Consider the following 25,442-nt stretch of genomic DNA (forward strand, 5'->3'; position numbering starts at 1 on the left):
TCAGCTCACCGCTGCCGTGGCCGCGTCGCGGTACTGCCGCAGCTCCTGCCTGGCGATGGCCCGCTTGTGCACCTCGTCGGGACCGTCCGCCAGCCGCAACGTCCGCAGATGCGCGTACATCATCGCCAGCGGGAAGTCATCGGTCACGCCAGCTCCCCCGTGTACCTGGATCGCACGGTCGACGACCTGCAACGCGATGTTCGGGGCGGCCACCTTGATGGCCGCGATCTCGGTGCGCGCCTCCTTGTTCCCGACCGTGTCCATCAGATACGCGGCCTTGAGCGTGAGCAGGCGGATCATCTCGATGTCGATGCGCGCTTCCGCGATCCAGTCCTGGACGTTGGACCGGTCGGCGACCGGACGACCGAACGTCACCCGTGACTGGGCGCGCCGGCACATCAGCTCCAGCGCCCGCTCGGCGGCGCCGATAGCCCGCATGCAGTGGTGGATACGACCGGGCCCGAGCCGGGCCTGGCTGATCGCGAAACCCTCCCCTTCGCCCTTGAGTACGTCCTTGGCCGGCACCCGCACGTCGGTGAAATCGATCTCGGCGTGCCCCTCACGGTCCTGGTAGCCGAACACCGGCAGCCCGCGCATGACCGTGATCCCGGGGGCGTCGATCGGGACGACCATCATCGACTGCTGCCGGTGCGGGGCAGCGGTGGGGTCCGTCTTCCCCATGACGATGAGCACCTTGCAGTTGCGGTGCAGGGCATTGGACGCGAACCACTTACGGCCGTTGAGCACGTACTCGTCACCGTCGCGGTCCATCCGCAACTCGATATTGGTGGCGTCGGAGCTGGCGACACGCGGCTCGGTCATCGCGAAGGCCGAGGCCATCGTCCCGTCGAGCAGGGGCCGCAGGTACTTCTCCTTGTGCTCGTCGGTGCCGAAGAGCGTGAGCACCTCCATGTTGCCGGTGTCGGGAGCGTTGCAGTTGCACGCCTCGGAGGCGATGTGGCTGCGCCCCATGATCTCGGCCAGCGGCGCGTACTCGAGGTTCGTGAGCCCCGGACCCCATTCCTTGTGCGGGTGGAAGAGGTTCCACAGTCCGCGCTTGCGCGCCTCCGCCTTGAGTTCCTCGATGATCGGCGGGTGGAAGTTCGGGTCACCCGAGGCGCACATCTGCTCGTGGTAGACCGCCTCGGCGGGGTAGATGTGCGAATCCATGAACTCGAGCAGATCCGCCTGGTACTTCTTGGCGCGGTCCGACGTGTCAAACAGGGACATCTGAGCTCCTGACGGGTAGGGAGGGAAAACTCGGGGGGCGCTTGTCGAGGTGACTGGCCACGCCTTCGACGAAATCGGCCCCGCGGAAGGCCTGGAGCATGGCGCCTTCCGCCCGGGTCACGGAATCGGCGTAGGTGCCGTCCGCGTCGTTGCGCAGTTGCTTCTTGATGGTGGCCATGGACGCCGGGGAGCAGCGCGTCGCCAGATCGGCGGCGTACGCGACAGCGGCATCGACCACACTGCCGGTGGGGACCAGGTGGTCGAGGAGTCCGATACGCAGTGCCTCCTCGGCGTCCACCATGCGACTGGACAACAGCAAGTCCGTTGCCCGGCTGTGCCCGACGAGCCGCGGCAACAGCCAGGAGATCCCGTACTCGGCGATCAGCCCGCGCTGCGCGAATGCCGTGGTGAACCGGGCCGAGGGCGAGCCGAAGCGAATGTCGCAGTAGAGCGCCTCCACCATGCCCAGGCCCGCGGCCACCCCGTTGACCGCACCGATCAGCGGTTTGCGCAGGGTCAGCGGCACGTCACGCGGCCGGCGCCGCGCCCTGTCCGCCTCGGAGACCTCGCCGACCGCCTGCAGCCGCTGGAGATCGGCGCCGGCGCAGAATCCGCGTCCCGCGCCGGTGACCACGACGGCGCGTACGTCCGGGTCGTCCTCGGCGGCGTCGAGCCGCGCGAAGTAGCGGTTCTCGAGCTCGTCGGTCCAGGCGTTCAGCTTGGCGGGCCGGTTGAAGGTGAGCACCAGCACGGGCCCGCGGTGTTCGGCGAGGACGAGCTCGCCCGGCGCGCCGGTCATGCCTGCGCCAGCAGGGAGCTCTGGTAGCGGCGCATCCCGCGCAGCCATCGGTCGTAGTCCGAGCCCTTCTGCCGGTACATGTCCAGAACGGCTTCGTGCGGCAGGATCAGGAACCGCTCGTCCTCGATCGCGGCGAGGACGGCGTCGGCGACCTCGGCCGGCTCGAGGACGTCACCCGCGGACGTGACGGCCTGCGTGGCCGCTCGCCCCAGGGCGTCTCCGGAGTCCTTCCCCAGGGACAGCATCCTGGTGTTCACCCCCATCGGGCACAGACAGCTGACGCGGACCCCGCGATCGCCATAGGTGACACTCAGCCATTCGGCGAAGCCGACGGCCGCGTGCTTGGTGACGGCGTACGTGGCGGAGCCGATCTGGGTGAGCAGCCCGGCCGCCGAGGCGGTGCTGACGAAGTAGCCCTCGCCGCGCTCGAGCCACCGCGGCACCAGCAGCCTCGCCGCACGGATGTGGGCTCGAAGGTTCACATCGATCGAGAGGTCCCAGTCCTGCTCGCCCGCGTCGAGGCCCGGTGCCCCGCCGATGCCCGCGTTCGCGAAGTAGAGGTCGACCGGACCGAACGCGCTCTCCGCCAGGTCGATCAACTGCTGGATCTGGGCGGTGTCCGACGCGTCCGCGCCGGCGCTGACAGTGCTTCCCGGATGGTCGGCGTTGGCTCTCTCCGATACCGCCCGCGCGGTGTCCGCGTCGAGGTCTGCGACGACGACCCGAGCACCCTCGCGGGCGAGCCGGGTGACCAGCGCGCCGCCGATGCCGCCACCGCCACCGGTGACGATGGCGACTCTTTGTGCAACGTTCACAGCGAACCCTCTCCGTGGCGGGGCGTGCGGTGCCAGGGCGCGGCCCCGAGATGAAGTGACCGTGGTCTGCACCCTGTATATTTGAATCTGAAGTCAAGTTCAACTCCCTGGTGCGCCACATCACGCGGAGAAGGCCCCGAGCAGGGCCTGTCGCGAGGGTGGATCAGGCTTCGGCCGGCGGGGAATGCCAGGGCGTGTGCGGGAAGTTGCGCATTTCATGGCTCGAGGACCCGCGCCTCGCCCCCTGTCCGACGAAGCTCTCTCCGACCTGCCGGGCGGGCATCGGTTAGGCGTCCTCGCCACCACCAAGCGCAGTGGTCACCCCACCTGACCACCATGCTCCATGGCTGGAACCCTGACGCGTGCGTCGTCCGGTCTCCACCACGGCGGACTGCATCATCAAGGTCAAACACCTGAAGCATGACCCGGCCCTGCAATGCCTGGTGGCGACGTGTGGTCGTTCGCTGTCGTCGAGGGCGAGGCAGAGGTCTCGGACATCACGACTGTTGCGGGTGATGCGGTCGGGCGGGAGCTGCTCGCGGTGGTCTGGGAGGCCGCGAAGCCCGAGGGCGAAGGGGCGCTTCTGGAGCAATGGGTCCACGAGCGCCGGCTGGTCGTCCGACTGAGCGCGCACCGACTGTATGGAACGGCGCTCGACGTCACCGGCCAGCACTCCAGCCGTAGGTGTGGATCCCGGTGGGCTGCCATCGAGAAGCAGCCGAGTACGGGAAAAAGTGAGCGGAGTGAGGACTCACTCATTGACGGAGTGAGTCCTCACTCCGTATTCTCGCGGTCATGACAGCACCTCAGGAGAACCAGACCACCCGCCGCCGCGCCCCCGGCATGTCGCCGGAGCAGCGCCGCGAAATGATCATCCAGACTGCGATCCCGCTGATCGCCGAGTACGGCGCCGCGGTGACGACCGCGAAGATCGCCCGCGCCGCGGGCATCGGCGAAGGCACGATCTTCCGGGTCTTCGCCGACAAGGACGAACTGCTGCAGGCCTGCATGGCCGAGGCGCTCTCCCCCGAGCACGCGGTCCGCGAGCTCGACGCGATCGACGTATCCCAGCCGCTGCCCGACCGGCTCGCGGAGGCGGCCGAGGCGCTGCAGGCGCATATGTCCAGGATGGGCGCGATCGCCGGCTCGCTGGGGCATCGCGGCGGCAAGCACCCCGGCACGGTGCGCGGCGCGGGCCGCCACGAGTCGACGACCCGTATCCGCGCGGCCCTCGCGGAGCTGCTGGAGCCCGACAAGGCCGCCCTGCGCCGACCGCCGGAGCAGATCGCGGCCCTCTTCTTCGGACTGCTCTTCACCCAGCCGCGTACGGAGGACGAGCCCGACCTGACCCCGCAGGAGCTGGTGGAGGTCTTCCTGCACGGGGCGCTCTCGGGGGGCGCCAAGTGAGCGCGCGGAGAAGGCGCCTGGGGGTTACGGCCCTGGCCGTCCTGGCCCCCGTCCTGGTGTGGCTGGTCGCGGACCCACTGCTGGGACACCGGCTGCGGATCGCCGACGGCGAGCAGACGCTCGACATCGGCGCCGTGCCCGTGGCGGTCGTCGCACTGCTCGCGTCGCTCTCCGGCTGGGCACTGCTGGCCGCCCTGGAGCGGTTCGGGGCGCGGCGCGCCCGCGCCATCTGGACCGGGGTGGCCGGCGCCGTACTGGCCGTGTCCTTCCTGCCGTTCATCGGCGACGGCATGGACGGCGGCACCCGGGTCTCCCTCGCTCTGATGGACCTGGCGGTGGCGGCGGTGCTGATCCCGGGACTGGGCGGCAGGTCCCCCGGGGCGGGACCCGGTGCCGCCAGGGGGTGACCGCCGGCACCAAGTACGCCGCGAACAGCGCCAGATGGAGGCAGCCCTGCTAGGGCGTGTTTCGAAAGTCCCTCCCCCAGACTCCGTCCGGGTGGGGGTGCCCCCGGCCGAAGGCCGGGGGAGTGCCCCCAGGTCCGCGACGCCTGGCACGCACTCCCCCAGCTGCCGCTGGGTGGGGGTCCCCCCGGCCGAAGGCTGGGGGAGTGCCCCCACGCTGCGTTGTCGGGCTCGTCCGAGTACTCCCCTGGCCTTCGGCATGGGGGCCCCCAGTACGAGGACGACCTCCCCCAGCCTCCGGCCGGGGGTACCCCCACCGCCTTGCGATCGCACGCACCTGGGGGCACCGCCCAGCGGTAGCTGGGGGAGCCGCGACCCCCGCCCTTCGGGCGGACGGCGCAACTTTCGAAACACGCCCTAGCACAGCCACACCATGAAGATCCACAACTACGGCTGGAGTACTAGGGTGTGAAGGCTCGCGCAAGCCGGTCTTCGTCGCCGACGCCGCGGCCAGGGTCGCCGAACATGCGTAGTCGCCGGGGCTCCATCCCGGCCGGCGCCCCTGCCGGATCAGCGGTGGGCGGCGAACCGCAGGGCGTTCGCCCAGAGTCGGGTGACCGTGGACACGAGCTCCTCGAAGTCCACCGGCGTACCGTCCTCTCGCCTCTCGCCGAGCACGAAGGCGCTGTAGGCCATGAGGCTGACCATGCCCGACAGCGCACGAGAGGCCATCATCGGATCGATCTCACGGTCCGCGACACCCCTCGCCTGCAGGTCCGCGATGCCGCGGGCGTTGCGGCGGATGAACGCATCCGTGCGCCGGCTTCGGAACTCACGGAACTCCGGCTCCACTTGCGCGACTTGCTCCAGCAGTCCCATCAGCTTCGCGTTCCGTCTGTATGCCTCGAGATACGCGCGATTGCTCGCCTCGAGGACCGCATACGGATCGTCAGTGCCCTGCACCCGGCCCATGCCGGGGTGCATCATGTCCTCCTGCGCCTCCAGCAGGACGGCGGCAAGCACCTCTTCCTTGTTGGCGAAGTAGGTGTAGAAGGATCCCGCCGCGCATCGGGCCTCTTTGGCGATGTCGGCCAGACGGGTGTCGAGGTAGCCGTCCCGTTCGAACACCTTCCGCGCCGCCTTCACCAAAGCCGCGCGGGTCCGCGCTCCGCGCTTCGTCGTCGGCGGCTCGCGAAGTGGCGAGAGGGGCGCCATCGGAGGTGCCTTCTCGCTGTCCTCGGGCGCAGTGGTGTCCATCCCCGAAGTCTACTTGAATCTGACGCCAGCATCACGAATGGGCAAGGTGCGCCCGCTCGGGGTATTCCGGACCGGGTTCCCGACCCGTCCGTGGAGCAAGTGAAGCGGCCGGAGTCCAGTCGCCGGACCACATGGGGATGCAGCGCCGTGACCATCCGTACCGTGGACGGTCACCGACGCGTACCCCGAGGGCGCGCGGCCGTGGCACTGGCGGACGCCACGGGTTCCGCGACGCCGAGGAGGCGACGGCGACGCCGGCTCCCGCGAGCGGCGCGGCGCCGGTCGCACCGAGTCGCCGTACCTGCCGAGTGGGGCACTCAGTGGTGGGATACGGCTGCGGCGCAACACCGTCACATGCGCTGAAGCCGGCTCTTCGCCTCGGCGTACTCACCGGCGAGGCGCTCGACGACCGCTGCGGCAGGAAGTACCGCCCCGACCGCGCCGACGCCCTGACCGGCGCCCCAGACGTCCCGCCAGGCCTTCGCCCCTTTGATGTTCTGGTTTCCGAAGTCCATGGCGGACGGATCGGAGCCGGGCAGTGCGGCCGGATCGAGCCCGGCGGCCTCGATGCTGCCGCGGAGGTAGTTGCCGTGCACGCCGGTGAACAGGTTGGAGTACACGATGTCCGCAGCGGTGGAGTCCACGATCATCTGCTTGTACTGGTCCTCCGCGTTCGCCTCGTCGGTGGCGATGAACGCCGAACCCACGTAGGCGAGGTCCGCGCCGGCGGCCTGCGCCGCGAGGATCGAGCGGCCGTGGGCGATGGAGCCCGACAGCAGAAGGGGGCCGTCGAACCAGTCGCGAATCTCCTGGACGAGCGCGAAGGGTGATTGCGTGCCGGCGTGCCCGCCCGCGCCCGCGGCCACGGCGATCAGGCCGTCCGCGCCCTTCTCCACCGCCTTGCGCGCGAACCGGTCGCTGATGACGTCGTGCAGCACGATGCCGCCGTAGGAGTGGACCGCATCGTTGACATCGGCCCGGGCGCCGAGAGAGGTGATGACGATCGGCACCTTGAACTCCACGACGGTCGCGAGGTCCTCCTCCAGACGTGAGTTGGTCTTGTGCACGATGAGATTGACCGCGAACGGCGCGGACGGCGCCTCGGGACGGTCGGCGTCGTGCTTGGCCAACTCCTCCGTTATGCGCTGCAGCCATTCGCGCAGCGCCGACTGGGGCCGCGCGTTCAGCGCGGGGAAGGAACCCACGATGCCGGAGGCCGACTGGGCGATGACCAGCTCCGGATTGGACACGATGAACATCGGCGATGCGACCACGGGCAGGCGAAGCCGGTCCTGCAGGATGGAAGGCAGGGTCATGAGCAACAGGCGTCTTTCTTCTGCGGGGGACACATCTCGTCGGTCGACGGATGTTCAGTGGCGGCGGGCGGGTACGTCGTCGGGCGCGGGCTCGCGGGTCAGCTCCGTACGGTCGATGGAACGCTTGAGGATCTTCCCGCTCGGGCCCTTGGGCAGCGCGTCGACGAACCGGATGATGCGCGGGACCTTGTAGGCGGACAGTCGCTCTCGTGTCCAGCTCGACACCTCAGCGGCACCGAGTTCCGAACCGGGCCGGGCCGCGACGAGCGCGGCGACCTCCTCGCCGTAGTGGTCGTCGGGAACGCCGATCACGGCTGCCTCGATGATGTCCGGGTGCTCGTAGAGAACTTCCTCGACCTCACCGGGATAGACGTTGTAGCCACCGCGGATGATCAGGTCCTTGATCCGGTCGACGATGCGCAGGTCGCCCTCCGGGTCGGTTTCGCCCAGGTCGCCGGTCCGGAACCAGCCGTCGGGCGAGATTGCCGCGGCGGTGTCCGCGGGGCGGTTCCAGTAGCCCCGCATCACCGTGGGCCCCTTGATGTGGACCTCGCCGACGGTACCCGGCGGGCACTCGTTGCCGTCGATGTCACGCACCTGGACCTGCAGCCGCGGGACCGCCCGCCCGGTGTACCCGGTCTTGCCGCCGCGGTCGATGTCGTTGAAGGTACCGAACGCCGTGGTCTCGGTGAGCCCATAGCCTTCGAGGATGGTGCAGCCGAACCGGGTTTCGAAGGCCCGGGCGATCTCCCCGGGCAGCGACGCGCCCCCGGAGACGGCGACGCGGAGTTGGGCGAAGTCCGCCGGATTCGCATCACCCGCCGCGTGCAGCATCGCGTTCCACATGGTCGGTACGCCGGCCATGATGGTGAGCCGGTCGCGGCGCAGCATCTCCAGCATCGACGCCGGGTCGAATCGGGCCAGCAACGACATCGAGCCGCCCACGGTCAAGGTCGCCATCATGACCGACGCCTGGCCGAACACGTGGAACAGCGGGAGTCCGGTACCGGTACGGTCGGCGCTCGATCCGCGGCTGCACTCGGCGCCGATCTCCCCGGCGGACAACAGGTTCCCGACCGTGAGCTGGGCGCCCTTCGGCCGCCCTGTCGTACCCGAGGTGTACAGGATGGCCGCGGTCTCGTCGCGGTCCCGGTCGGCGACCGGGACGGGGGCGGCATCGGTGACCGTCGCGCCCGGGGACAGCGTCCAGGAGGGCACCTTGATCGCCGAGGCCGCCTCCGCGACGGCCGGGCCGAGGGCGTGCCATACGATCGCCAACGAGCACCCGGCGTCGCCGAGGACGTACTCGGCTTCGGCCCGGGTGGACATCGTGTTGACCGGCACCACGACGCAGCCCGCGGCCTGGATCCCGAGGTAGGCCACCACGAACTCGGGCACCGACGGCGCCGCCAGCAGCACCCGGTCCCCGGGAGACAGGCCCGCGGCGGCCAAGGCGCCCGCGTACCGTACGCTCGCGTCGCGCAGTTGCCGGTAGGTCCACTGATCCGCGCTGCCGCGCAGCGCGATGTTGTCGGGAGTTGCGGCCGCGTGGCGGCGGACCGGGTCGAAAACACTGGCCATGGGCGGTGCCTTCCGGGGATGTGAACAGGTGATGCGGTGCGGATGTCACCCTCGCCCGTCAGTAGAATTGAATCCGGACTCGAATTCAAGTCTTTGGACGGCGGAAGTGGCCGGAGGTGCGCACCGCCCAGGCATCCCGCCCGTGGACGACGACGACCACCGTCGCGAACCGCGTACGGCAGCTCGACCGGAAGGATCCGGCCGGCGGCAGGACTTGAGGAGGGTGCAGGCGCCCGGCCGCCTGGCGCGCGGAGACGGTACGGGGACAGAAGGGCATGAGCACCGCACAGGGCGGGCGCCGACACTGCCGCTCGGCCCGCGTGCCGTGCCGATCCGGGGCATGACCGGCCTCCCCCGACTGGTCGGCCGGTCGATCGGTCAGGCGGTGATTTCGAAGCGTTCGGCGAGTTGGCGGCGGGTGTCGGCGGCACCGGTGTGCAGCACGCCCCCGATTCCGATCCGCGCCGCTCCGTCGAGGTTCTGCCGCAGATCGTCGATCATGACTGCCTCCTCGGGGGCGACACCCAGGCGTTCACACGCGATCGCGTAGATCCGCCGGGAGGGTTTGCGGATCCCGACCTGGGCGGAGATGACGACCGCGTCGGCCACAGCGGCGAGATCGACGCCGTCGTAGGTTCCGGTCCCGAACGAATTGGATACCAGCGCAACGGGATACCCGGCGGCGCGGAGATCACCGAGCAGGGCGAGCACATCCTGATCGATCGACATTCCCGCTTGCATCCGGGCCGTGAGCCCCTCCGCCTGCACGTCGGCGCCGTGGGCGCGGAGACGCTCGGCGAATCCTCGCTCGAAGGCTTCGGCATCGATACGGCCGGACTCGTGGTCGGCCAGAAGGGTGCGCGATGGCTGATCCCGGCTGAGGAGGTCCAGCGGCAGGCGCGGGTCGCCGCCGAGCGAGGCGCCGAAGTCGGTGAAAGCCCGCAACACACTGGAGGTGATGACCCCACCGAAGTCCACGAGGACCGCGGTTCGGGCCTTTTCCACCACGTTCGACACAGTACCCACACCCTCTCTCACGGCCGGCTTTTCACCGGCCTCATGCAACGGCAGCCATGTCCCGCCGGCCTCATCGCGCGGCCTCGCGGAAGCCCGCGGAAGAATGGGGGCGGGCGGGCCCCTTTTCGTCGACTCCGCGACCCCGACGGCCGGGTCCCGGCCTCGTGGAGAGGCAGGGACCGCGGAGGAATCGGAGGACGGGCGGGTGCCGCGACCACCGGCCGGCCCTTGCCTGCGCCGCCGGCCGGGACGCGGACCTCAAACGACCTCGAACAGCCCGGCTGCGCCCATTCCGCCGCCGACACACATCGAGATCACCACATACCGGACACCGCGGCGCTTGCCCTCGATCAGGGCGTGCCCCACCAGGCGGGCACCGGTCATTCCGTACGGATGGCCGACCGAGATTCCGCCGCCATTGACGTTGAACCGCTCCGGGTCGACGTCCAGTTGGTCACGGCAGTACAGCGCCTGGGAAGCGAATGCCTCGTTGAGTTCCCACAGACCGATGTCGTCGATGGTGAGGTCGTGCTGCTTCAGCAGCTTCGGAATGGCGAACACCGGGCCGATCCCCATCTCGTCCGGCCCGCAACCGGCAACGGCCATGCCCCGGTATACGCCCAGCGGCTCCAGGCCGCGGCGCTCGGCTTCCTTCGACTCCATCAACACCGACGCCGAAGCGCCGTCCGACAACTGCGAGGAGTTGCCCGCCGTCACGCTGGAATGCGCGGTCACCTGACCGTCCGGCAGTACCGGCGCCAACCCGGCCAGGCCCTCGAGCGTGGTCGACGCGCGGTTGCCCTCGTCCCGGGTCAGGGTCACGGCCTCGTCCCGCACCTCCCCGGACTGCTTGTCCAGGACCTTCTTGACGCTGTCGAGCGCGACGATCTCCTGGTCGAACCGTCCGGCCTCCTGCGCCGCCGCGGTGCGCTGCTGTGACAGCAGCGCGAACTCGTCCTGGCGTTCCCGGCTCACGCCGTAGCGTTCGGCGACGATCTCCGCCGTCTGCAACATCGGCATGTAGATACTCGGCTTGTGCTCGACCAGCCAGGGATCCGCCATGCGGTGGGTGTTCATGTGGTCGTTCTGCACCAGGGAGATCGACTCGACACCGCCGCCGACAGCGACCTGCATCCCGTCGCCGACGATCTGCTTGGCGGCCGTCGCGATCGCCATCAGGCCCGACGAGCACTGCCGGTCGATCGTCATACCCGACACGGTGTCCGGAAGTCCGGCACGGAGAGCGGCCTGGCGGGCGACGTTGCCACCGGAGGACCCCTGCTGGAGCGCGCAGCCGAAGATCACGTCCTCGACCTCACCTCCCTCGAGCCCGGCGCGCTGCACCGCGTGCGAGAGGGCGTGGGCGGCAAGTTCCTGCGCCTGGGTGTCGTTGAACGCGCCGCGGTACGCCTTCCCGATCGGCGTCCGTGCCGTCGAAACGATGACTGCTTCCCTCATGTCGCCTCACTGCTTCCTGTCGGTCCGGTTCGTCCGGGAGCTTCAGGGCTGGAATCCCGAGCTCCGTGAGCCGGGCTCGATGCTGGTCGGCCTTGCCGTATGCCACCTGGAGCGCTGTGAGCGGTCAGTGACCGCCTCCTCCTTCACCGATGACGTGCGCCACGGCCGCAGGGTGACGGAGCCGGCCTCCCGATCGGTTATAGTTGAATTCGGCGTCAGGTTCAACTAAGCCCCCGGATGCTCGGGGAAGTGTGGGGCCGCAGGCCGCGGCACCGAGAGCGCCGGGGCCGAGGTCCCTGATCGGGAGGTGCAGCCCATGGCGGTGCCCCGCGGGCCGGAATCAGCCACGCCTGGCGCGGCGCCCGGCCAAAACGCGGCGCGCGGCTGCGGTTGCCGAAATGCCCGTCCTCCCGGCCTTGACAATCCATGTCCACGACTGAAAGCTGACCGACCAGTCGGTATGAAGGGGCGGATCGTGACCCAACTGAGCATCTCCACTGCTGCGGGCGTGTTCGACGCGATCGTGGCGGGTCCCCCCGACGGCCGCCCGGTGCTGTTGCTGCACGGCTTCCCGCAGACGGGGCTGGTGTGGCAACGGCAGATCGCGGCGTTGGCCACGCACGGCTACCGGGTGGTGGCACCCGACCAGCGCGGGTACTCCCCCGGCGCCCGCCCCGAACGGCCCGAGGACTACCGCATCGGCGTCCTGGTCGACGATGTGGTCGCGATCACGGAGGAACTGGGCTGGGCGTCGTTCGACCTGGTCGGCCATGACTGGGGAGGCGCGGTGGCGTGGTGGACCGCCGATGCCCACCCCGGCCGCCTACGGACCCTGACGGTTGTCTCGACCCCGCACCCCGGCGCTCTGGCCACCACCCTGCGCACCGACCAGGACCAGCGCGAACGATCGCACTACATGATCGACTGGCGCGAATCGCCCGCGACCGAAGAGCGCATGCTCGCAAGCGATGCCGAGGAGCTTCGCGCCGCTTACGCCGGAAAGATCCCGCAGGACAGTGTCGAGGCCTACGTGCGGCACCTGTCCCAGCCGGGCGCTCTCACCGCGGCGCTGAACTGGTACCGGGCCGGCCGCCCCGACGGCGCGATCGGCGTCATCGACGTACCCACGCTGTACGTCTGGAGCACGGAGGACAGCGCTTTCGGCCCGGCGGCCGCGCAGGAGACCGGGCAGTGGGTCAACGGGCCGTACCGGTTCGAGACCCTCCAGGGCATCAGCCATTGGGTCCCCGAGGAGGCGCCCGAGACGCTGAGCCACCTGCTGCTCGAACATCTGCGAGCGCACGGCGAGTACGGAACCACAGCGAATACCCCCACTGTCGACTCTCAGAAGAGGTGACCCCATGAAGACAGCACGATCAGCCTGGCGCCGGCTCGAGCCCGTACACGCCATGATCTACTTCGTCCCCGAGGGAAGGCGACGGTACGCGGACCTCGGACTCAGCGGACGCGCCGGGTACTTCGCCTCCCGGAGCGCCGCCTTCGGCCGAGCATCCGCCGAGCTGGTCATCTCGACCTTCTACAACTTCAACCCCGATTTCGTACGGAAGGCGGTCGACGGGGCCTGGGACGCGGCGACGCCGCAGCAGGTACTGGACGCACGGCACGCCGCCGCGAGCGAGGCCCTGCGACGGGCCGGGATCCACGAACTCCCCGCTCTGGACGAGGTCCTGGCGCTGACCCGCAGGGCCGCCGAGGCGGCCTGCGAACACGCGCAGGGCCGCCCGCTGTTCGCCGCGCATGCCGCGCTGCCCTGGCCGGAGGAACCGGTACTGCAGTTGTGGCACGCCCAGACGCTGCTCCGGGAGTTCCGTGGAGACGGCCATGTCGCGTGTCTGCTGAGCGAGGGCGTCGGGGCCTTGGAGTCCCTGGTTCTGCACGCTGCCACCGGTGAGGTTCCCGTCGACTTCCTCAAGGGAAGCCGCGCGTGGCCCGAGGAGGAGTGGGCCGGCACCGCGGAGCGCCTGCGCACGCGAGGTCTCCTGGACGGCGACTCCCTCAGCCCGGAGGGCGTACGCCTGCGCCAGCACATCGAGGACCGCACCGACCACCTGGCCCTTCCCGCCTACGCTGCCCTGGGTGACGCGGACTGCGAACGTCTCGCCGAACTCGCGAGGCCCTTCGGCCGCGCGGTCGTCGACGCCGGCCTCCTCAAGGTCGGCTGACCGAGCCCCTCCCACCCCGTCCGCTCCGTGGTGGTCTGCTCGAACTGCGCGGCCATGGCCAACGGGAGGGCCATGGCCGCCGACATCGATCCGGCAGCGGATCAGGTCGCAGCGGTTCTCCGGACCACCGACGGCGGGCGCTCACGACGCCGGCTCCGACAGTGGCGCGACGGCGAGGTCGATGGTGGCAGACCAGCCGCGGACGCGGCGTCGGCGATCCGGCCCGGCGTCCTTCCGCGAGCCCGGCCCCCCATGGTGGAAGGGGGGCCGCCCAGGAGCCCTGGCATCCTGGCCACCGGGAGCGGCGTACCTACTGTGCGAGGAAGGCCAGCAGCGCCGCGTTGACCTCCTCCGCATGCGTCCACAGGAGGCCGTGAGGCGCTCCGTCGATCTCGACGTACCGCGCGTTCGGCAGCAGTGCGTGGAACGGACGGCCGGTGGCGTCGATGGGCAGGATGTTGTCGGCATCGCCGTGCAGGATCAGCGCGGGGACGTCGATTTTCGGGATGTCGGCGCGGAAGTCGGTGACCCAGGTCGGCACGGCTGCCCTGGAGGCGTACCAGGATGAACCCGCCGCGACGTTCCAACTGTTCCGGAGGGCCTCCGGGGACAGCCGGGTCCCCAGCGTGTCGTCGGTGTTGTAGAAGTTCTTGTAGAAGTCCGTGAAGTAGGCGTACCGGTCTGCGGTGACCGCGGCCAGGATGTCGTCGAAAACTTGCTGGGGAACGCCCGTCGGGTTGTCCTCGGTCTTGAGCAGGAACGGTTGGAGCGAGGCGAGGAACGCCGCTTTCGCGATCCGCTGCGAACCATAGGTCCCGAGGTAGCGGGCGACTTCGCCGGTACCCATCGAAAAGCCCACGAGAACGATGTCGGCGAGGTCGAGCGTGTCGAGTACGACCTTGAGGTCGGCGGCGAAGGTGTCGTAGTCGTACCCGGTGGTGGGCTGGCTGGACCGGCCGAAGCCGCGGCGGTCGTAGGTGATGACGCGGTATCCGGCTTCGAGGAGGGCCGCGCTCTGCTTTTCCCACGAATGGCCGTCGAGCGGGTAACCGTGGATGAGGACGACCGGCTGTCCCTGACCGTGGTCCTCGTAGTAGAGGTCGATGCCGGCGCTGTTCTCGGTACCGACGTGAATGTACGGCATGACTTGCTCCTGGCAGATCGAAGGAATCGTCAAAGGGCTGTGCGCTGATCGGGGATGCTGGAGAACACGGGCTGGGCCCGTGCGTGCCCGGCGCCGTGTCCTAGGCCGGGATCTCGAATCCGAGCGAGTGGAGTGCGGCTCCTGCGGCTTGCTGGTCCTGTTCGAAGGTACCGCCTGAAATACCCAGGCCGCCGATGACGCTGCCGTCCTCGATGAAGGAGTAGCCGCCGCCGACCGCCATCAGGCGGGGGTGGTGCGCGAGGGGCGCGACATTCTGATCTGACACGTAGGAGTTCGGGTGGCGACACGGTAGGACGCCGCGGTCCATGCCGTGTCGACCGCGACCTCGGCGGCCAGGAAGGTGGCGTCATCCGTGCGCTCGAGCGCTTTGAGATGACCGCCGGTGTCGGTGACGGCTACCGCGGAGCCGATCTCGTCGGCGGCCGTACGTACTGCGTCGATCAGCGCGGCGGGAAGCACGCACGTGAATCCACCGCCGGGTCGGGCCCGTCAGCATCACTCTTCTTCGATGTACCCGGTGTCAGGATCGACCTGCCTCAGGAAATCGCGGATGGATTCTTCCAGTTCAGGCACCGTCATGTGGGTGGCCCCATGAAGCGCGCAAGTGAACCCGTAGTCGGGGTTCGGGCCTGTCAGCCAGGTGAAATCGTAGGTGGCGGGACTACCGGCGCGCTCCTTCACATGGAATTGCTCTCCGTCAACGGTCAGCGTTGTCGACGTCAGTCTCGTTCGTGGATCCATGGCATCGAACATGCCAGGCCAGGCCGCGGACCACATCTCTGTGGGGGGACGGGGGCAGGCAACCGGCCGGGGGACCGGGCCGGCTCCGCAGCCCAGCAGGGCCGGCCCCGGCGTCAGGACCGGTCGGCCTCGGCCCGCAGGACGTTGTAGTCCGCGAAGGCCGACTCGACGTCAGCGCGGGTCAGGCCGTAACGGGACAGGTCGTAGACGTGGGGGCGGGTGCCCTTGGGGCGGGCGGTGACCGCAGGGAGCCGGGCGGCTTCGGCCTCGGTCCACCGGGCACCGACGGCGTCGTAGAGCTTCGGGGCGCCCGTGGCCGGGTCGGACCCGAGCCAGGAGTACGGGACGTCCACCAGCGCCCCCCGGGGAATCGCCGCACGGGCAGCGAGGCCACGCGTCACGGCGCGGCTCAGCAGTTCGAGCCAGGTGGCGCCGATGCCGTGGAGGTCCATGCGGCGGACGCTGATGGTCATGCCGTGCTCGATCAGGCTGCAGAACGACGCCATGACGGTGACCGGGTCGCGGTGGGTCCACACGATCGTGGCGTCGGGGAAGACGGTGCGCAGCGCGTCGAGATTCTCGACGTGCATGGGGGACTTCAGCATCCAGCGGCGGCGCGGGCGGCCGTACTGGAGGACCTGGAAGACCTGTTTGAGGTGGCGGTAGTCGGGGACGAAGTCCCTCTGGTAGTGCCAGGCCTGGTACTCGGGTATGCGGGCCTGGGACAGTGGCATCAGGGCGTGCGGCAGGGCGAAGGTGCACTCCTCGGGGCCCTCGGCGACGATGCGGTGGATGTCCTGGAAGCGCGGGGCGAGCAGGTTGGTTCCCTGGACCATCCGTCGCGCGGGCGCGATGGCCTTGCGCCGCTGCCCGGGCGGTACGTCCAGGTCGGGCGTGAGCAGCTCCCACAACAGGGGGCAGCGGTGCTCGTCCGAGAGGGACAGCACGCCGTGGGTGAGCGTGGTCGCGGTGCGCGGCAGCCCCACCACGAACACCGGATTCTCGATGGGCTCCCGCTCGATGGCGGGGTGCTCGGCGACCAGCCGCCGGATCCGGGCCCGGTTGGTGAGATGCCTGCGGACGTGAGTCTGCGCGGACTGCCAACCGAGCGGAGTGAGGTTCTCGTCCCCCGCCCAGTGGCGCAGCAGGAACCGGAAGTCATCGACGAAGCGCTGGTCCCCGTCCGCCTGCCCGGTCATGGCGACGAGCCGGTCGAAGACCCGGTCGGGGTTGCGACGGGAGCCGAAGCCCGGCCGGAGCAGCAGATTGGCCAGGGTGAGGGCGAGAGGGGCGGAGGACACGGGGCGGGTTCCTTTCGGAGGCGGGGCGGATGGGGATGTACCTCATCGAACTGGCTTGCTGCGCCCAAGAGCTGACAAAGGCTGCCCACCTTGCCGACCCGGCAACCTTCCCCCCGGCCGGAGGCAACCCGGGAACACAACCGTTCCCGACGGACGAGGCCCCGATGATCAGACCGAGCCCCGCTTCGGACCCGCCACCGCCACCCCGGAAGGCTCCACCCCGGCAGGCTCCTCTTCGCCGGTGTCACACGGTCTGAGTGTCCTCCTGGAGGCGGGGGAAGAGCGGCTGCGCGGCAGGCAGATTCCCTTCGACGGGTGTCACCTGTTGTGCGATCCGCGCGGCGCCATCGGGGATGAAGCACCGTAGTTCGTCGGCCAGCACGCGGCAGACACGCCCGGCCCGGGCGCGTTTGACTTCACCGCCCTCAGCACCGGCCAACTGCGGTTCCGGGCCACGGGCGATCCGGCGGAACGCGCGAGCGGGAAACTGACCCTGGGCGTCATCCGGGACGAGCTGGTCCGGATCGTGACGCAGCGGGCGGCCGAGGATTCGAACCTGCACTACCTCGACGGCCGCGACCTCTACGGTGAGGCGGACTCGGCCGAGCTTCCGCTGCCCGACCAGCTCCACCCGGATGCCGCCACCCACCGCCGTATCGGCGAACACTTCGCCAAGCTGGCCTTCACCGCCAAGGGCGCTTTCGAGGGTCCGCCGGGTGGCGTTGCCGGTGCGGGCGTGCGGCGGGACCGAAGTGCCGTCGCGCCGTCGCGGGCCGACTGACGTCCCAAAGCGTGTCAGGTGGCGCCCGGCCGCTCGCTTCCGCACGGCTGTCGCCGCCCTCCCGGGCAGCCTCACCCTGGCCGCCACTCCGCGCCGAATCGACAACTGTCCGACGACAGCCGGACCTTCCGGCTCCCGCACGCTCCTGCCGATCCCTGTGAGCACCACGCTCGGAACGGGGTTTCGCGGGAGGACCCGAGCGCGATCGGGGGGTGACGAACACCGGCGCCTCCCACAGATCGGCCGGCACCATGGCGGCCGAAGGGGTTGGTCGAGGCGGTGTCTCACCCCGGGTCGTCCCGCGCAGAGTGCGCCTGTTCTCACACGGTCGGCGTTTCCACGAGGCTGCACATCGTGGTCTGAGATGCTGACGCCGTGTCGCACACGAGAATCGCCCCGGAACCCATAACCGCCGACCCGCCCGGCTCCACAGAAAGTCCGCTGCTCACGCAGTCATGGCTCGACCTGGCCTTTCTGCATTGGGCCGTCGACCCCGCGGACGTCGCGCCGCTCCTGCCGGCCAGGGCCGTACCCGACACCCTCGACGGGGTCACCTACGTCGGCCTCGTCGCCTTCCGCATGCACCGGGTGGGCTGGTTCCGCCTCCCCGGCATTCCCTACCTCGGCACCTTTCCCGAGACCAATGTCCGCCTCTACTCGGTGGACGCCCATGGACGGCGCGGCGTGGTCTTCCGCTCGCTGGACGCCTCCCGGCTGATACCCGTGGCCATCGCGCGTACCGCCTTCCGGCTGCCGTATCTGTGGTCCCGGATGGCCATTGAGCACCACAACGACACGATCACGTACACCAGTACGCGACGGTGGCCGGGGCCGCGGGGGGCGCACTGCCGGATCACCATAGAGGTCGGTGAGAGCGTCGTGGATCCCACGGAACTCGAACACTTCCTGACCGCCCGTTGGGGCATGCACAACGCCTTCTTCGGGCGGCAGCTGTACCTCCCGAACACCCATCCGCGTTGGCCGCTGCACCGGGCCGAGCTGGTCCAGTGCGACGAGAACCTGATCGTGGCGGCAGGACTCCCGGCGCCGGCCGGAGACCCGGTGAGTGTCCTGTACTCCCCGGGCGTCCCTGTCCGTTTCGGACGGCCCAGCCGCCCGCGCGGTATCCCGACGCCGTGACCGCCACGGTCTCCGCCCGGGTGCACGGTGCCACTGCTCGTGGACCGGACACCTACGTCCATCCGGACCCAGGCCCGCCCACCTCAGGTCCGTCCGTCCCCCGGCCCCTCCGCCAGAGGCCCCTCCGCCGCGGACTCAGCCGTCGCGGGCCCGCCCGCTCCGGACGCCCCCGCCCGCAGCCCGTCCATCACGAGGTCCAGCAGTCGGGTCGCGCGCGGCTGCCAGTCGCTGTGCGGGTCGATCTGCCAGAGCCCGGCAATGGCCAGCAGGAAGTCGTCGGGGGTCAGCCCCGGGCGGATGGTGCCGGCCTCCTGGTTCGCGTTCAGCAGGAGCGTGACCGCGTGGGTCACCGGGCCGTGACCCAGCTGGGCCAGGCTGCCGCACGCGCTGGTGGTCTTGCGCAGCGCGTCGGCCAGGCCTGCCTTGGCCATGGCGTACTGGGCCAGGCGGTCCATCCACTCCCTCAGGGCCTGGTCCGGTGGGCGGGTTCGGAGCAACTGGGCGGCCGTGTCGGCGACCTGCTGCATCTCGTAGCGGTAGACCTCCAGGACGAGGGCCTCGCGGTTGGGGAAGTTGCGGTAGAACGTCCCCTGCCCGACGCCCGCCTTCTTCGCGATCGCGCTCAGGGGGGCGTCCGCGGCCCGCGTCAGCTCGGCCAGCGCGACGTCCAGGATGCGCTCGCGATTCCGTTGCGCGTCCGAGCGCAGAGCCACGTTCTTCTCTTCCCGCACTCGTCCTCCTCCCGGAATCACGGCCAAGCCCGACCTTGCCAACCGGACACCTGTCCGCTAAATTCGACGACTAACGGACAGCTGTCCGCTTAGGTCCACCATAGCGGCAGATCCGGCCAGTGTGGCCGACCGGTACCCATCGTCACTGGTTCATTCACCCGCATCCCCCTCTCCTTCCCGGACTGTCTGCCGGGATCGTCTCGTTCCACGCGCATCAGCAATGAGAGAGAAGGCTGATCATGGCCCCATCGAGGTCCAGCGCCATCACCCTGACCATCAACGGCGAGAAGTACACACTGCCCGTCGACCATCGCACCACCCTGCTCGACGCCCTGCGCGAGCACCTTGATCTGACCGGTACCAAAAAGGGCTGTGACCAGGGCCAATGCGGCGCCTGTACGGTGCTGCTCGATGGGCGCCGGGCCGTTTCCTGCCTTCAGCTCGCAGTCGCGGCCGAGGGGCGCGCGATCACCACCATCGAAGGCGTGGCCGATGGCGAGCGGCTGCATCCGGTGCAGCAGGCCTTTCTCGACCTCGACGGCTATCAGTGCGGGTACTGCACACCGGGGCAGATCTGTTCGGCCCTGGCGGTGATCGAGGAACACGCGGCGGGCTGGCCGAGCGCCGTGACCGGCGATGTCCGGCCCGAAGCGGGAGTGCCTGCGCTCACCGCCGAGGAGATCCGCGAGCGGATGAGCGGCAACCTGTGCCGCTGTGGCGCCTATGTGTCGATCGTGCAGGCGGTCGCACAAGCGGCAGAGGCGGCCGAGGCCAAGGAGGCGGTGGCGTGAGGGAATTCGGCTACGAACGCGCCTTCGACGTCTCCGGCGCGGTCGCCCTGCTCGGCGCCGACCCCGACGCCCGCTTCCTCGGTGGCGGCACCAACCTCGTCGACCTGATGAAGGCCGGCGTGGAAAGGCCCGCGCTTCTGGTCGACGTACGTGAACTTCCCCTCGACGGGATCGAGTTCACTCCCGACGGTGGGCTGCGCATCGGCGCGACCGTCACCAACAGCGATCTCGCGGCCCATCCCGACGTACGGCGTCATTACCCGGCGTTGGCGCAGGCCGTACTGGCCGGCGCCTCGGGACAGCTGCGCAACATGGCCACGGTCGGCGGGAATCTGCTCCAGCGGACTCGCTGCGGCTACTTCACCGACCTCAGCAAACCGTGCAACAAGCGCGCCCCCGGCAGTGGTTGCCCCGCCCTCCCGGGCGAGCACCGCAACCATGCGATCCTCGGCGCCTCCGAGCACTGCGTCGCCACCCATCCCTCGGACATGGCGGTCGCGCTCGCCGCCTTCGACGCCGTCATTTCGTATGAAACGGCGGACGGGCCGGGCGAGTTGCCGTTTCCCGAGTTCTATCTGCCCGTGGGCGACACCCCGCACATCGAGACCGCCCTTCCGCCCGGCGCCCTGATCACCGGCGTCACGCTGCCGCCGGCCCCGGTGGCCGCCCGCTCGCGGTACCGGAAGGTGCGCGAGCGCGCCTCGTACGCGTTCGCGATCGGCTCGATCGCCGCCGCGCTCGACGTCCAGGACGATGTCGTACGCGAAGCGCGCCTCGCGTTCGGGGCGGTCGCGTCCCGGCCGTGGCGGGCGCGGGCGGCCGAGCAGGTGCTGATCGGCGGCCCGGCGAGCGCGGAGGCGTTCGCCGCCGCCGCGGATGCCGAACTGGCGGCCGCCGAGGCACTTCCCGAGAACGGATACAAAGTGACGTTGATGCGCAACCTCGTCGTGGCCGTGCTGACCGAACTCACCGAGGAGGCGACCCGATGACGACGCCACCCACGACGAGCGGAATCGCCACTGTGCCGGGAGCCGTCGGCTCCGCCCGCACCCGCATAGAGGGCCGCGACAAGGTCACCGGGGCAGCCCGGTACGCCGGAGAGATCCCCTTCGCCGAACTCGCCCACGGCTGGCTCGTGGTGTCGACCGTGGCCCGTGGCCGTATCCGCTCCGTGGAGGACGCACCCGTCCTGGCCATGCCCGGCGTCCTCACCGTGCTGCACCACGGCAACGCGCCGCGCATCGACACCGACTACGTGGGCATGCTGGGGCGGCCGAACCCGGTCGTCGGGCTCTTCCAGCACGACCGTGTGCCCTTCGTGGGCTGGCCGGTGGCGTTGGTCGTGGCCGAGACGTCCGAGCAGGCGAGGGAGGCCGCCGCGGCACTGGTGGTGCGATACGACGAGGAGCCGCACGACGTCGCCTTCTTCGCCGGACGTCCCGGTGCGTACACGCCGGAGGACAGCCCGATGGTCCAGGCCGAGACGGAGAAGGGGGACGTAGAGGCCCAACTCGGCGCCTCCGCCGTCGTCGTGGACGAGGAGTACACCACCCCGGAGGAGCACCACAACCCGATGGAGCCGCATGCGGCGACGGCTCGCTGGGACGGCGGCCGGCTCGACGTGCTCGACTCCAACCAGGGCAGCACCTGGGTGGCGAGCGAACTCGCGCAGCTCTTCTCCCTCGACCCGGCCTCCGTACGGGTGCGGTCCGAACACGTCGGCGGCGCCTTCGGAGCGAAGGGTCTGAACCCGCACCAAGTGGCCGCGGTGATGGCCACGACCGTCCTCCACCGCCCGGTCCGCGTCGTACTCACCCGCGGACAGATGTTCTCCCTCATCGGTTTCCGCAGCCCCACGGCGCAGCGGCTCAGGCTCGGCGCCGACGCCGACGGCCGGCTGCGCGCGTTCGACCATCAGGCGCTGAGTCTTACGTCGACCGTGCATGAATTCATCGAGTCGAGCGCCATGCCGGGGCGCGTCATGTACGACGCCGAGGCGCATCATACCGGTCACCGGCTCGTACGGCTCGACGTGCCGACTCCGACCTGGATGCGCGCACCGGGCGAGGCACCGGGATCCTTCGCCGTCGAATCGGCCCTCGACGAACTGGCCGAGAAGTGTGGCATGGACCCCATCGCGCTGCGCGCACGCAACGAACCGGAGACGGGTCCCGTGTCCGGGCTGCCGTTCAGCAGTCGCAAGGTGCTCGCCTGCTTCGAGGAGGGTGCCCGCAGGTTCGGCTGGGCGGACCGGGACCCGCGTCCCGGCCTGCGCCGTGAGGGGCGCTGGCTGCTCGGGACCGGAACGGCGGCGGCCACCTTCCCCTCGGGAGTCGGCCCGTCCACGGCGGCCGTGACCGCGGAGCCGGACGGAATCTTCACCGTGCGGATCAACGCGGCGGACATCGGGACCGGGGCACGGACCGCGATGGCCCTGGTCGCCGCGGACGCGCTGGAGGTGGATCCGGACCGCATCCGTGTGCGTATCGCGGACAGCGATCTCGGCCCGGCGATGTTCGCCGGCGGCTCGATGGGCACGCGTTCCTGGGCGTGGGCGGTGAGGGTCGCGGCGGCCGAACTGCGGGAGCGGCTGGCCCTGGGAGGCGGCATTCCGCCGGAGGGGATCACCGCCCGGTCGAATACCGCGGAGGCCATCGGCGCCCTCGCAAAGAAGGAACGGCACTCCTTCGGAGCACAGTTCGCCGAGGTCGCGGTGGATGTCACCACCGGTGAGGTGCGCGTGCGACGGCTGCTCGGCATCTACGCCGCGGGCACCATCGTCAACCCGCTCACCGCCCGCAGCCAGTTCATCGGCGGAATGACGTGGGGGCTGTCCATGGCCCTCCATGAGGAGGCGGTCCGGGACCAGGCCTCCGGCGGCCATGTCGGCGCCGACCTCGCCGGCTATCACGTCGCCGCGCACGCCGACGTGCCGCTCATCGAGGCGGACTGGGTGGACGACCCCGACCCGGACGACCCGGTCGGGATCAAGGGCATCGGCGAGATCGGCATCGTGGGCGTCGCCGCCGCGATCGCCAACGCGGTGTGGCACGCTACCGGCGTGCGCCACCGGGATCTGCCGATCCGTCCGGACCGCGTCCTGCGGGCGGCGGACGAAACCCGGCGCCGGGGAGCGGAGGGAGCCCGGAGTGCTTGACCTTGCCCAGGAGTTGAACCGCTGGTTCGAGGAGGGCCGGGACTTCGCCGTCGCCACCGTCGTCGCCGTTGACGGCAGTGCGCCGCGCGGTCCCGGCGCCGCCCTGGCCGTCGACAGCCACGGCACCGCCATCGGTTCCGTCTCCGGCGGTTGCGTGGAAGGGGCGGTGTACGACCTGTGCGTCCAGGCGCTCCAGGACGGCCGGACGGTGCGCGAACGGTTCGGATACAGCGACGAGGACGCCTTCGCGGTGGGACTCACCTGCGGCGGCGTCCTCGACGTCCTGGTCACGCCGGTGCGCGCGGACGCACCGGTGTTCCGGTCCGGGGTGTCGGCCGCGGACCGGGGAGATGCGGCGGCACTCGCCCGGGTGGCCCGGGGCCCGGGCGAACTGCTCGGCAGGGCGCTGCTCGTGCACCCCGACGGATCGTACGAGGGCAGCCTCGACGGGCCTCCGGAACTGGACCGGACAGCGGCGGCGGAGGCCCGCGCCATGCTGGACACCGGCCGCACCGGCACCGTCCGGATCGCGGAGGACGGGTCGCGCTGCCCGGGCGGCGTGACGCTGTTCGTGGAGTCGAGGGTGCCGCCGCCCCGGATGATCGTCTTCGGCGCCGTGGACTTCGCGACGGCGCTCGTACGGGCGGGCAAGTTCCTCGGCTTTCACGTGACCGTGTGCGACGCCCGGCCGGTCTTCGCCACCCGGGTCCGCTTCCCCGAGGCCGACGACCTCGTCGTCGACTGGCCGCACCGCTACCTCCGGCGCACCGCGACCGACGAACGAACCGTCCTGTGCGTACTCACCCATGACGCCAAGTTCGACGTTCCTCTGCTGGAGACGGCCCTGCGGCTGCCGGTCGCGTTCGTCGGCGCGATGGGCTCGCGCCGCACCCACGAGGACCGGAACCGGCGCCTGCGGGAAGTCGGCGTCACCGATAGCGAGTTGGCCCGCCTGCGCTCCCCGATCGGCCTCGACCTCGGCGCCCGCACCCCTGAGGAGACCGCCCTGTCCATCGCGGCGGAGATCGTCGCGGCGCGCCGGGGCGGGACGGGGTTTCCGCTGACCGGTTCGGAGACGCCCATTCACCATGACACGGACGGGAGGGAGGAGGGCGAGGCACGCTCCCGAACGGCGGCGTGACCGGCTCGGCTGCGAGGCCGTGACAGGTCGCGATGTGCCACGGGCCGGGCAGCCCGGGGCAGTCGGCCGCCGACCGCACTCGGTCAGCGGCCGCTGATCAGTCGCACCCTCCCGGCCGCAGAGGGTGCCGACAGAACGGTGGGAGACGGCCGGGCACGCGGCAGGCGAGCAGTACGAAAGCGACGCCGGACGCGCGTTCATGAGCGGCCAGACCGACCTGCGCCCCGTCCTGCTGCTGCCGGCTGGCGGTGGCGCACCGTCCATGGGGTCGGGTAGGAAGGCGCCGGGGGCGGTGCCGAGCCGCCATGGCTCCCCCGGCCCCGGGTATCAGCCCGGGTCGGCACCCGCAGCGGCTTGCCCGTCGCCCGGCCCTTGATCAGTCCTCGGCAGCCAATCTTCCCTGTAGCGGGCGAGAGCCCAGGACTTTGGCGGTGAAGCTCGCCAATTGGGCCCGCAGTTCTTCGCGGGGCACGTCCTTCTGGCCGACCAGGTGTTCGACGAGGTCGGCTCGGGTGGCAGCGAGCAGTGCATGGGCGGTGAAGTCGCTGTCGGCGAGATCGGGAATCTGCTCCAGTACGACGTGGAGCAGGGTGTGCCATCGCTCGTAGTGCTCTGCCTGGTAGGGGCTGTCGCTCCCGGTTCCCTCCAGGGCCAGCGCAAGGTGGCGGTTGTCGAGCTTGAAGCACAGGACGGCGTCGAGCAGGGCGGGTACGCGCTGAAGCGGCGGAGTGGCGGGCCCCAGCGGTGGCGGGCCCTCCTCGACGGCGTTCCTGACCGGTTCGAGTCGTGTTTCATACAGCGCGCGGATCAGCCCGGTGCGGTCGCCGAAGGCACGGAAAAGCGTTCCCTTGCCGACGCCGGCCGCTGCCGCGATGTCGGCCATGGTGACGTCCTCGGGGCTCTCACAGTGGGCGAAGAGCCTGTCGGCGGCCGCAAGCACGGCGGCCCGGTTACGGGCTGCGTCCTTGCGCGGTTTGCGCTCGGTCATGCGAGTCTCCCCATTTGCAATACGGACCCGTGGTCCGTA

General features: G+C 70.2%; 24 protein-coding genes and 2 pseudogenes. 11 read left to right on the forward strand and 15 right to left on the reverse strand.

Translation table 11 applies throughout. The features are described from left to right. From ACTWQE_RS01700 to ACTWQE_RS01710, 3 genes are read right to left on the reverse strand one after another with little or no spacing between them, the layout of a single operon-like run. Entirely contained in the window at positions 1–1,230 is a 1,230-nt protein-coding gene (locus tag ACTWQE_RS01700) for an acyl-CoA dehydrogenase family protein (RefSeq protein ID WP_443326953.1), read from the reverse strand. Further along, positions 1,217–2,029, reverse strand: coding sequence for an enoyl-CoA hydratase-related protein (locus tag ACTWQE_RS01705; RefSeq protein ID WP_443326954.1), 813 nt, complete (start codon positions 2,027–2,029; stop codon positions 1,217–1,219). The genes ACTWQE_RS01700 and ACTWQE_RS01705 overlap by 14 nt, the downstream gene beginning before the upstream one ends. After that, entirely contained in the window at positions 2,026–2,844 is an 819-nt protein-coding gene (locus ACTWQE_RS01710) for an SDR family oxidoreductase (RefSeq protein WP_443326955.1), read from the reverse strand. The genes ACTWQE_RS01705 and ACTWQE_RS01710 overlap by 4 nt, the downstream gene beginning before the upstream one ends. 217 nt (positions 2,845–3,061) lie before the next feature. Between ACTWQE_RS01710 and ACTWQE_RS01715 the strand changes: the two are divergent. The 3 genes and pseudogenes from ACTWQE_RS01715 to ACTWQE_RS01725 all read left to right on the forward strand — a co-directional run. Then, a pseudogene (locus ACTWQE_RS01715) lies at positions 3,062–3,511 on the forward strand (PPOX class F420-dependent oxidoreductase); the annotation flags it as partial. A gap of 128 nt (positions 3,512–3,639) precedes the next feature. After that, complete coding sequence (locus ACTWQE_RS01720; protein ID WP_443326956.1) at positions 3,640–4,251, forward strand: TetR/AcrR family transcriptional regulator; 612 nt, start codon at positions 3,640–3,642, stop codon at positions 4,249–4,251. After that, the gene (locus ACTWQE_RS01725; RefSeq protein WP_443326957.1) at positions 4,248–4,658 is read left to right on the forward strand and encodes a DUF6069 family protein; all 411 of its coding nucleotides are present in this window, start codon (positions 4,248–4,250) and stop codon (positions 4,656–4,658) included. Before ACTWQE_RS01720 ends, ACTWQE_RS01725 begins: the two co-directional genes overlap by 4 nt. A 567-nt stretch (positions 4,659–5,225) precedes the next feature. On the opposite strand, the gene ACTWQE_RS01730 is transcribed toward ACTWQE_RS01725, so the two are convergent. From ACTWQE_RS01730 to ACTWQE_RS01750, 5 genes are all read right to left on the reverse strand, one after another. Then, complete coding sequence (locus ACTWQE_RS01730) at positions 5,226–5,912, reverse strand: TetR/AcrR family transcriptional regulator (RefSeq protein ID WP_443326958.1); 687 nt, start codon at positions 5,910–5,912, stop codon at positions 5,226–5,228. A 350-nt stretch (positions 5,913–6,262) separates the two neighbouring features. Then, positions 6,263–7,228, reverse strand: a complete 966-nt coding sequence (locus ACTWQE_RS01735) for an NAD(P)H-dependent flavin oxidoreductase (RefSeq protein ID WP_443326959.1) — start codon at positions 7,226–7,228, stop codon at positions 6,263–6,265. A 54-nt stretch (positions 7,229–7,282) separates the two neighbouring features. After that, complete coding sequence (locus ACTWQE_RS01740) at positions 7,283–8,809, reverse strand: class I adenylate-forming enzyme family protein (protein ID WP_443326960.1); 1,527 nt, start codon at positions 8,807–8,809, stop codon at positions 7,283–7,285. A gap of 378 nt (positions 8,810–9,187) precedes the next feature. Then, positions 9,188–9,817, reverse strand: a complete 630-nt coding sequence (locus ACTWQE_RS01745; RefSeq protein ID WP_443326961.1) for an HAD family hydrolase — start codon at positions 9,815–9,817, stop codon at positions 9,188–9,190. A 267-nt stretch (positions 9,818–10,084) separates the two neighbouring features. Beyond that, positions 10,085–11,284, reverse strand: a complete 1,200-nt coding sequence (locus tag ACTWQE_RS01750; RefSeq protein ID WP_443326962.1) for an acetyl-CoA C-acyltransferase — start codon at positions 11,282–11,284, stop codon at positions 10,085–10,087. 472 nt (positions 11,285–11,756) lie between these two features. On the opposite strand from ACTWQE_RS01750, the gene ACTWQE_RS01755 reads away from it, so the two are divergent. Next, positions 11,757–12,641 carry an alpha/beta fold hydrolase gene (locus ACTWQE_RS01755; RefSeq protein WP_443327001.1) on the forward strand — a complete coding sequence of 295 codons (885 nt, stop codon included), beginning with the start codon at positions 11,757–11,759 and terminating at the stop codon, positions 12,639–12,641. Between the two features lie 4 nt (positions 12,642–12,645). Next, a complete protein-coding gene (locus ACTWQE_RS01760) occupies positions 12,646–13,467 on the forward strand; it encodes an SCO6745 family protein (protein ID WP_443326963.1) in 822 nt (273 codons plus the stop codon). Positions 13,468–13,777: 310 nt separating this feature from the next. On the opposite strand, the gene ACTWQE_RS01765 is transcribed toward ACTWQE_RS01760, so the two are convergent. The 5 genes from ACTWQE_RS01765 to ACTWQE_RS01785 all read right to left on the reverse strand — a co-directional run bounded on the left by ACTWQE_RS01765 (position 13,778) and on the right by ACTWQE_RS01785 (position 16,674). After that, positions 13,778–14,611, reverse strand: a complete 834-nt coding sequence (locus tag ACTWQE_RS01765) for an alpha/beta fold hydrolase (RefSeq protein ID WP_443326964.1) — start codon at positions 14,609–14,611, stop codon at positions 13,778–13,780. A gap of 100 nt (positions 14,612–14,711) precedes the next feature. Continuing rightward, positions 14,712–14,852: a heme-binding protein gene (locus tag ACTWQE_RS01770; protein ID WP_443326965.1), complete on the reverse strand. Its 141-nt coding sequence runs from the start codon at positions 14,850–14,852 to the stop codon at positions 14,712–14,714. Beyond that, positions 14,852–15,091, reverse strand: a complete 240-nt coding sequence (locus tag ACTWQE_RS01775; protein ID WP_443326966.1) for a heme-binding protein — start codon at positions 15,089–15,091, stop codon at positions 14,852–14,854. The genes ACTWQE_RS01770 and ACTWQE_RS01775 overlap by 1 nt, the downstream gene beginning before the upstream one ends. A gap of 36 nt (positions 15,092–15,127) precedes the next feature. After that, positions 15,128–15,373 (reverse strand): hypothetical protein, encoded by a 246-nt coding sequence (locus tag ACTWQE_RS01780; RefSeq protein WP_443326967.1) that lies wholly within the window; start codon positions 15,371–15,373, stop codon positions 15,128–15,130. Between the two features lie 113 nt (positions 15,374–15,486). Then, the gene (locus ACTWQE_RS01785; protein WP_443326968.1) at positions 15,487–16,674 is read right to left on the reverse strand and encodes a sulfotransferase family protein; all 1,188 of its coding nucleotides are present in this window, start codon (positions 16,672–16,674) and stop codon (positions 15,487–15,489) included. Positions 16,675–17,062: 388 nt separating this feature from the next. Here ACTWQE_RS01785 and ACTWQE_RS01790 point away from each other — a divergent pair. Together ACTWQE_RS01790 and ACTWQE_RS01795 are read left to right on the forward strand one after the other, a co-directional pair. Beyond that, positions 17,063–17,455 (forward strand): annotated as a pseudogene (locus ACTWQE_RS01790) (hypothetical protein); the annotation flags it as partial. A gap of 375 nt (positions 17,456–17,830) precedes the next feature. Beyond that, positions 17,831–18,595, forward strand: coding sequence for a YqjF family protein (locus ACTWQE_RS01795; RefSeq protein ID WP_443326969.1), 765 nt, complete (start codon positions 17,831–17,833; stop codon positions 18,593–18,595). Between the two features lie 83 nt (positions 18,596–18,678). On the opposite strand, the gene ACTWQE_RS01800 is transcribed toward ACTWQE_RS01795, so the two are convergent. Then, a complete protein-coding gene (locus ACTWQE_RS01800; protein WP_443326970.1) occupies positions 18,679–19,326 on the reverse strand; it encodes a TetR/AcrR family transcriptional regulator in 648 nt (215 codons plus the stop codon). A gap of 239 nt (positions 19,327–19,565) precedes the next feature. Between ACTWQE_RS01800 and ACTWQE_RS01805 the strand changes: the two genes are divergently transcribed. The 4 genes from ACTWQE_RS01805 to ACTWQE_RS01820 are packed head-to-tail and all read left to right on the forward strand — an operon-like array spanning position 19,566 to position 24,415. Next, a complete protein-coding gene (locus ACTWQE_RS01805) occupies positions 19,566–20,117 on the forward strand; it encodes a 2Fe-2S iron-sulfur cluster-binding protein (RefSeq protein ID WP_443326971.1) in 552 nt (183 codons plus the stop codon). Continuing rightward, on the forward strand, positions 20,114–21,106 hold the full coding sequence (locus tag ACTWQE_RS01810; RefSeq protein ID WP_443326972.1) for an FAD binding domain-containing protein: 993 nt from the start codon (positions 20,114–20,116) through the stop codon (positions 21,104–21,106). Before ACTWQE_RS01805 ends, ACTWQE_RS01810 begins: the two co-directional genes overlap by 4 nt. Further along, positions 21,103–23,274 carry a xanthine dehydrogenase family protein molybdopterin-binding subunit gene (locus tag ACTWQE_RS01815; RefSeq protein ID WP_443326973.1) on the forward strand — a complete coding sequence of 724 codons (2,172 nt, stop codon included), beginning with the start codon at positions 21,103–21,105 and terminating at the stop codon, positions 23,272–23,274. Before ACTWQE_RS01810 ends, ACTWQE_RS01815 begins: the two co-directional genes overlap by 4 nt. Further along, a complete protein-coding gene (locus ACTWQE_RS01820) occupies positions 23,267–24,415 on the forward strand; it encodes an XdhC family protein (protein WP_443326974.1) in 1,149 nt (382 codons plus the stop codon). Before ACTWQE_RS01815 ends, ACTWQE_RS01820 begins: the two co-directional genes overlap by 8 nt. Before the next feature lie 376 nt (positions 24,416–24,791). Here ACTWQE_RS01820 and ACTWQE_RS01825 read toward each other — a convergent pair whose 3' ends face one another. After that, complete coding sequence (locus tag ACTWQE_RS01825) at positions 24,792–25,403, reverse strand: TetR/AcrR family transcriptional regulator (protein ID WP_443326975.1); 612 nt, start codon at positions 25,401–25,403, stop codon at positions 24,792–24,794. Between the last annotated feature and the right edge of the window lie 39 nt (positions 25,404–25,442).

It is taken from the genome of Streptomyces sp. 8N706 (assembly GCF_052245415.1).
GTDB lineage: Bacteria > Actinomycetota > Actinomycetes > Streptomycetales > Streptomycetaceae > Streptomyces.

Bases quoted from the DNA above. Each gene is read 5' to 3' on its own strand.
- ACTWQE_RS01700 (WP_443326953.1), bottom strand. From the start codon at position 1,230: ATGTCCCTGTTTGACACGTCGGACCGCGCCAAGAAGTACCAGGCGGAT.
- ACTWQE_RS01705 (WP_443326954.1), bottom strand. From the start codon at position 2,029: ATGACCGGCGCGCCGGGCGAGCTCGTCCTCGCCGAACACCGCGGGCCC.
- ACTWQE_RS01720 (WP_443326956.1), top strand. From the start codon at position 3,640: ATGACAGCACCTCAGGAGAACCAGACCACCCGCCGCCGCGCCCCCGGC.
- ACTWQE_RS01730 (WP_443326958.1), bottom strand. From the start codon at position 5,912: ATGGACACCACTGCGCCCGAGGACAGCGAGAAGGCACCTCCGATGGCG.
- ACTWQE_RS01735 (WP_443326959.1), bottom strand. From the start codon at position 7,228: ATGACCCTGCCTTCCATCCTGCAGGACCGGCTTCGCCTGCCCGTGGTC.
- ACTWQE_RS01740 (WP_443326960.1), bottom strand. From the start codon at position 8,809: ATGGCCAGTGTTTTCGACCCGGTCCGCCGCCACGCGGCCGCAACTCCC.
- ACTWQE_RS01750 (WP_443326962.1), bottom strand. From the start codon at position 11,284: ATGAGGGAAGCAGTCATCGTTTCGACGGCACGGACGCCGATCGGGAAG.
- ACTWQE_RS01760 (WP_443326963.1), top strand. From the start codon at position 12,646: ATGAAGACAGCACGATCAGCCTGGCGCCGGCTCGAGCCCGTACACGCC.
- ACTWQE_RS01765 (WP_443326964.1), bottom strand. From the start codon at position 14,611: ATGCCGTACATTCACGTCGGTACCGAGAACAGCGCCGGCATCGACCTC.
- ACTWQE_RS01770 (WP_443326965.1), bottom strand. From the start codon at position 14,852: ATGGCGGTCGGCGGCGGCTACTCCTTCATCGAGGACGGCAGCGTCATC.
- ACTWQE_RS01780 (WP_443326967.1), bottom strand. From the start codon at position 15,373: ATGGATCCACGAACGAGACTGACGTCGACAACGCTGACCGTTGACGGA.
- ACTWQE_RS01805 (WP_443326971.1), top strand. From the start codon at position 19,566: ATGGCCCCATCGAGGTCCAGCGCCATCACCCTGACCATCAACGGCGAG.
- ACTWQE_RS01815 (WP_443326973.1), top strand. From the start codon at position 21,103: ATGACGACGCCACCCACGACGAGCGGAATCGCCACTGTGCCGGGAGCC.
- ACTWQE_RS01825 (WP_443326975.1), bottom strand. From the start codon at position 25,403: ATGACCGAGCGCAAACCGCGCAAGGACGCAGCCCGTAACCGGGCCGCC.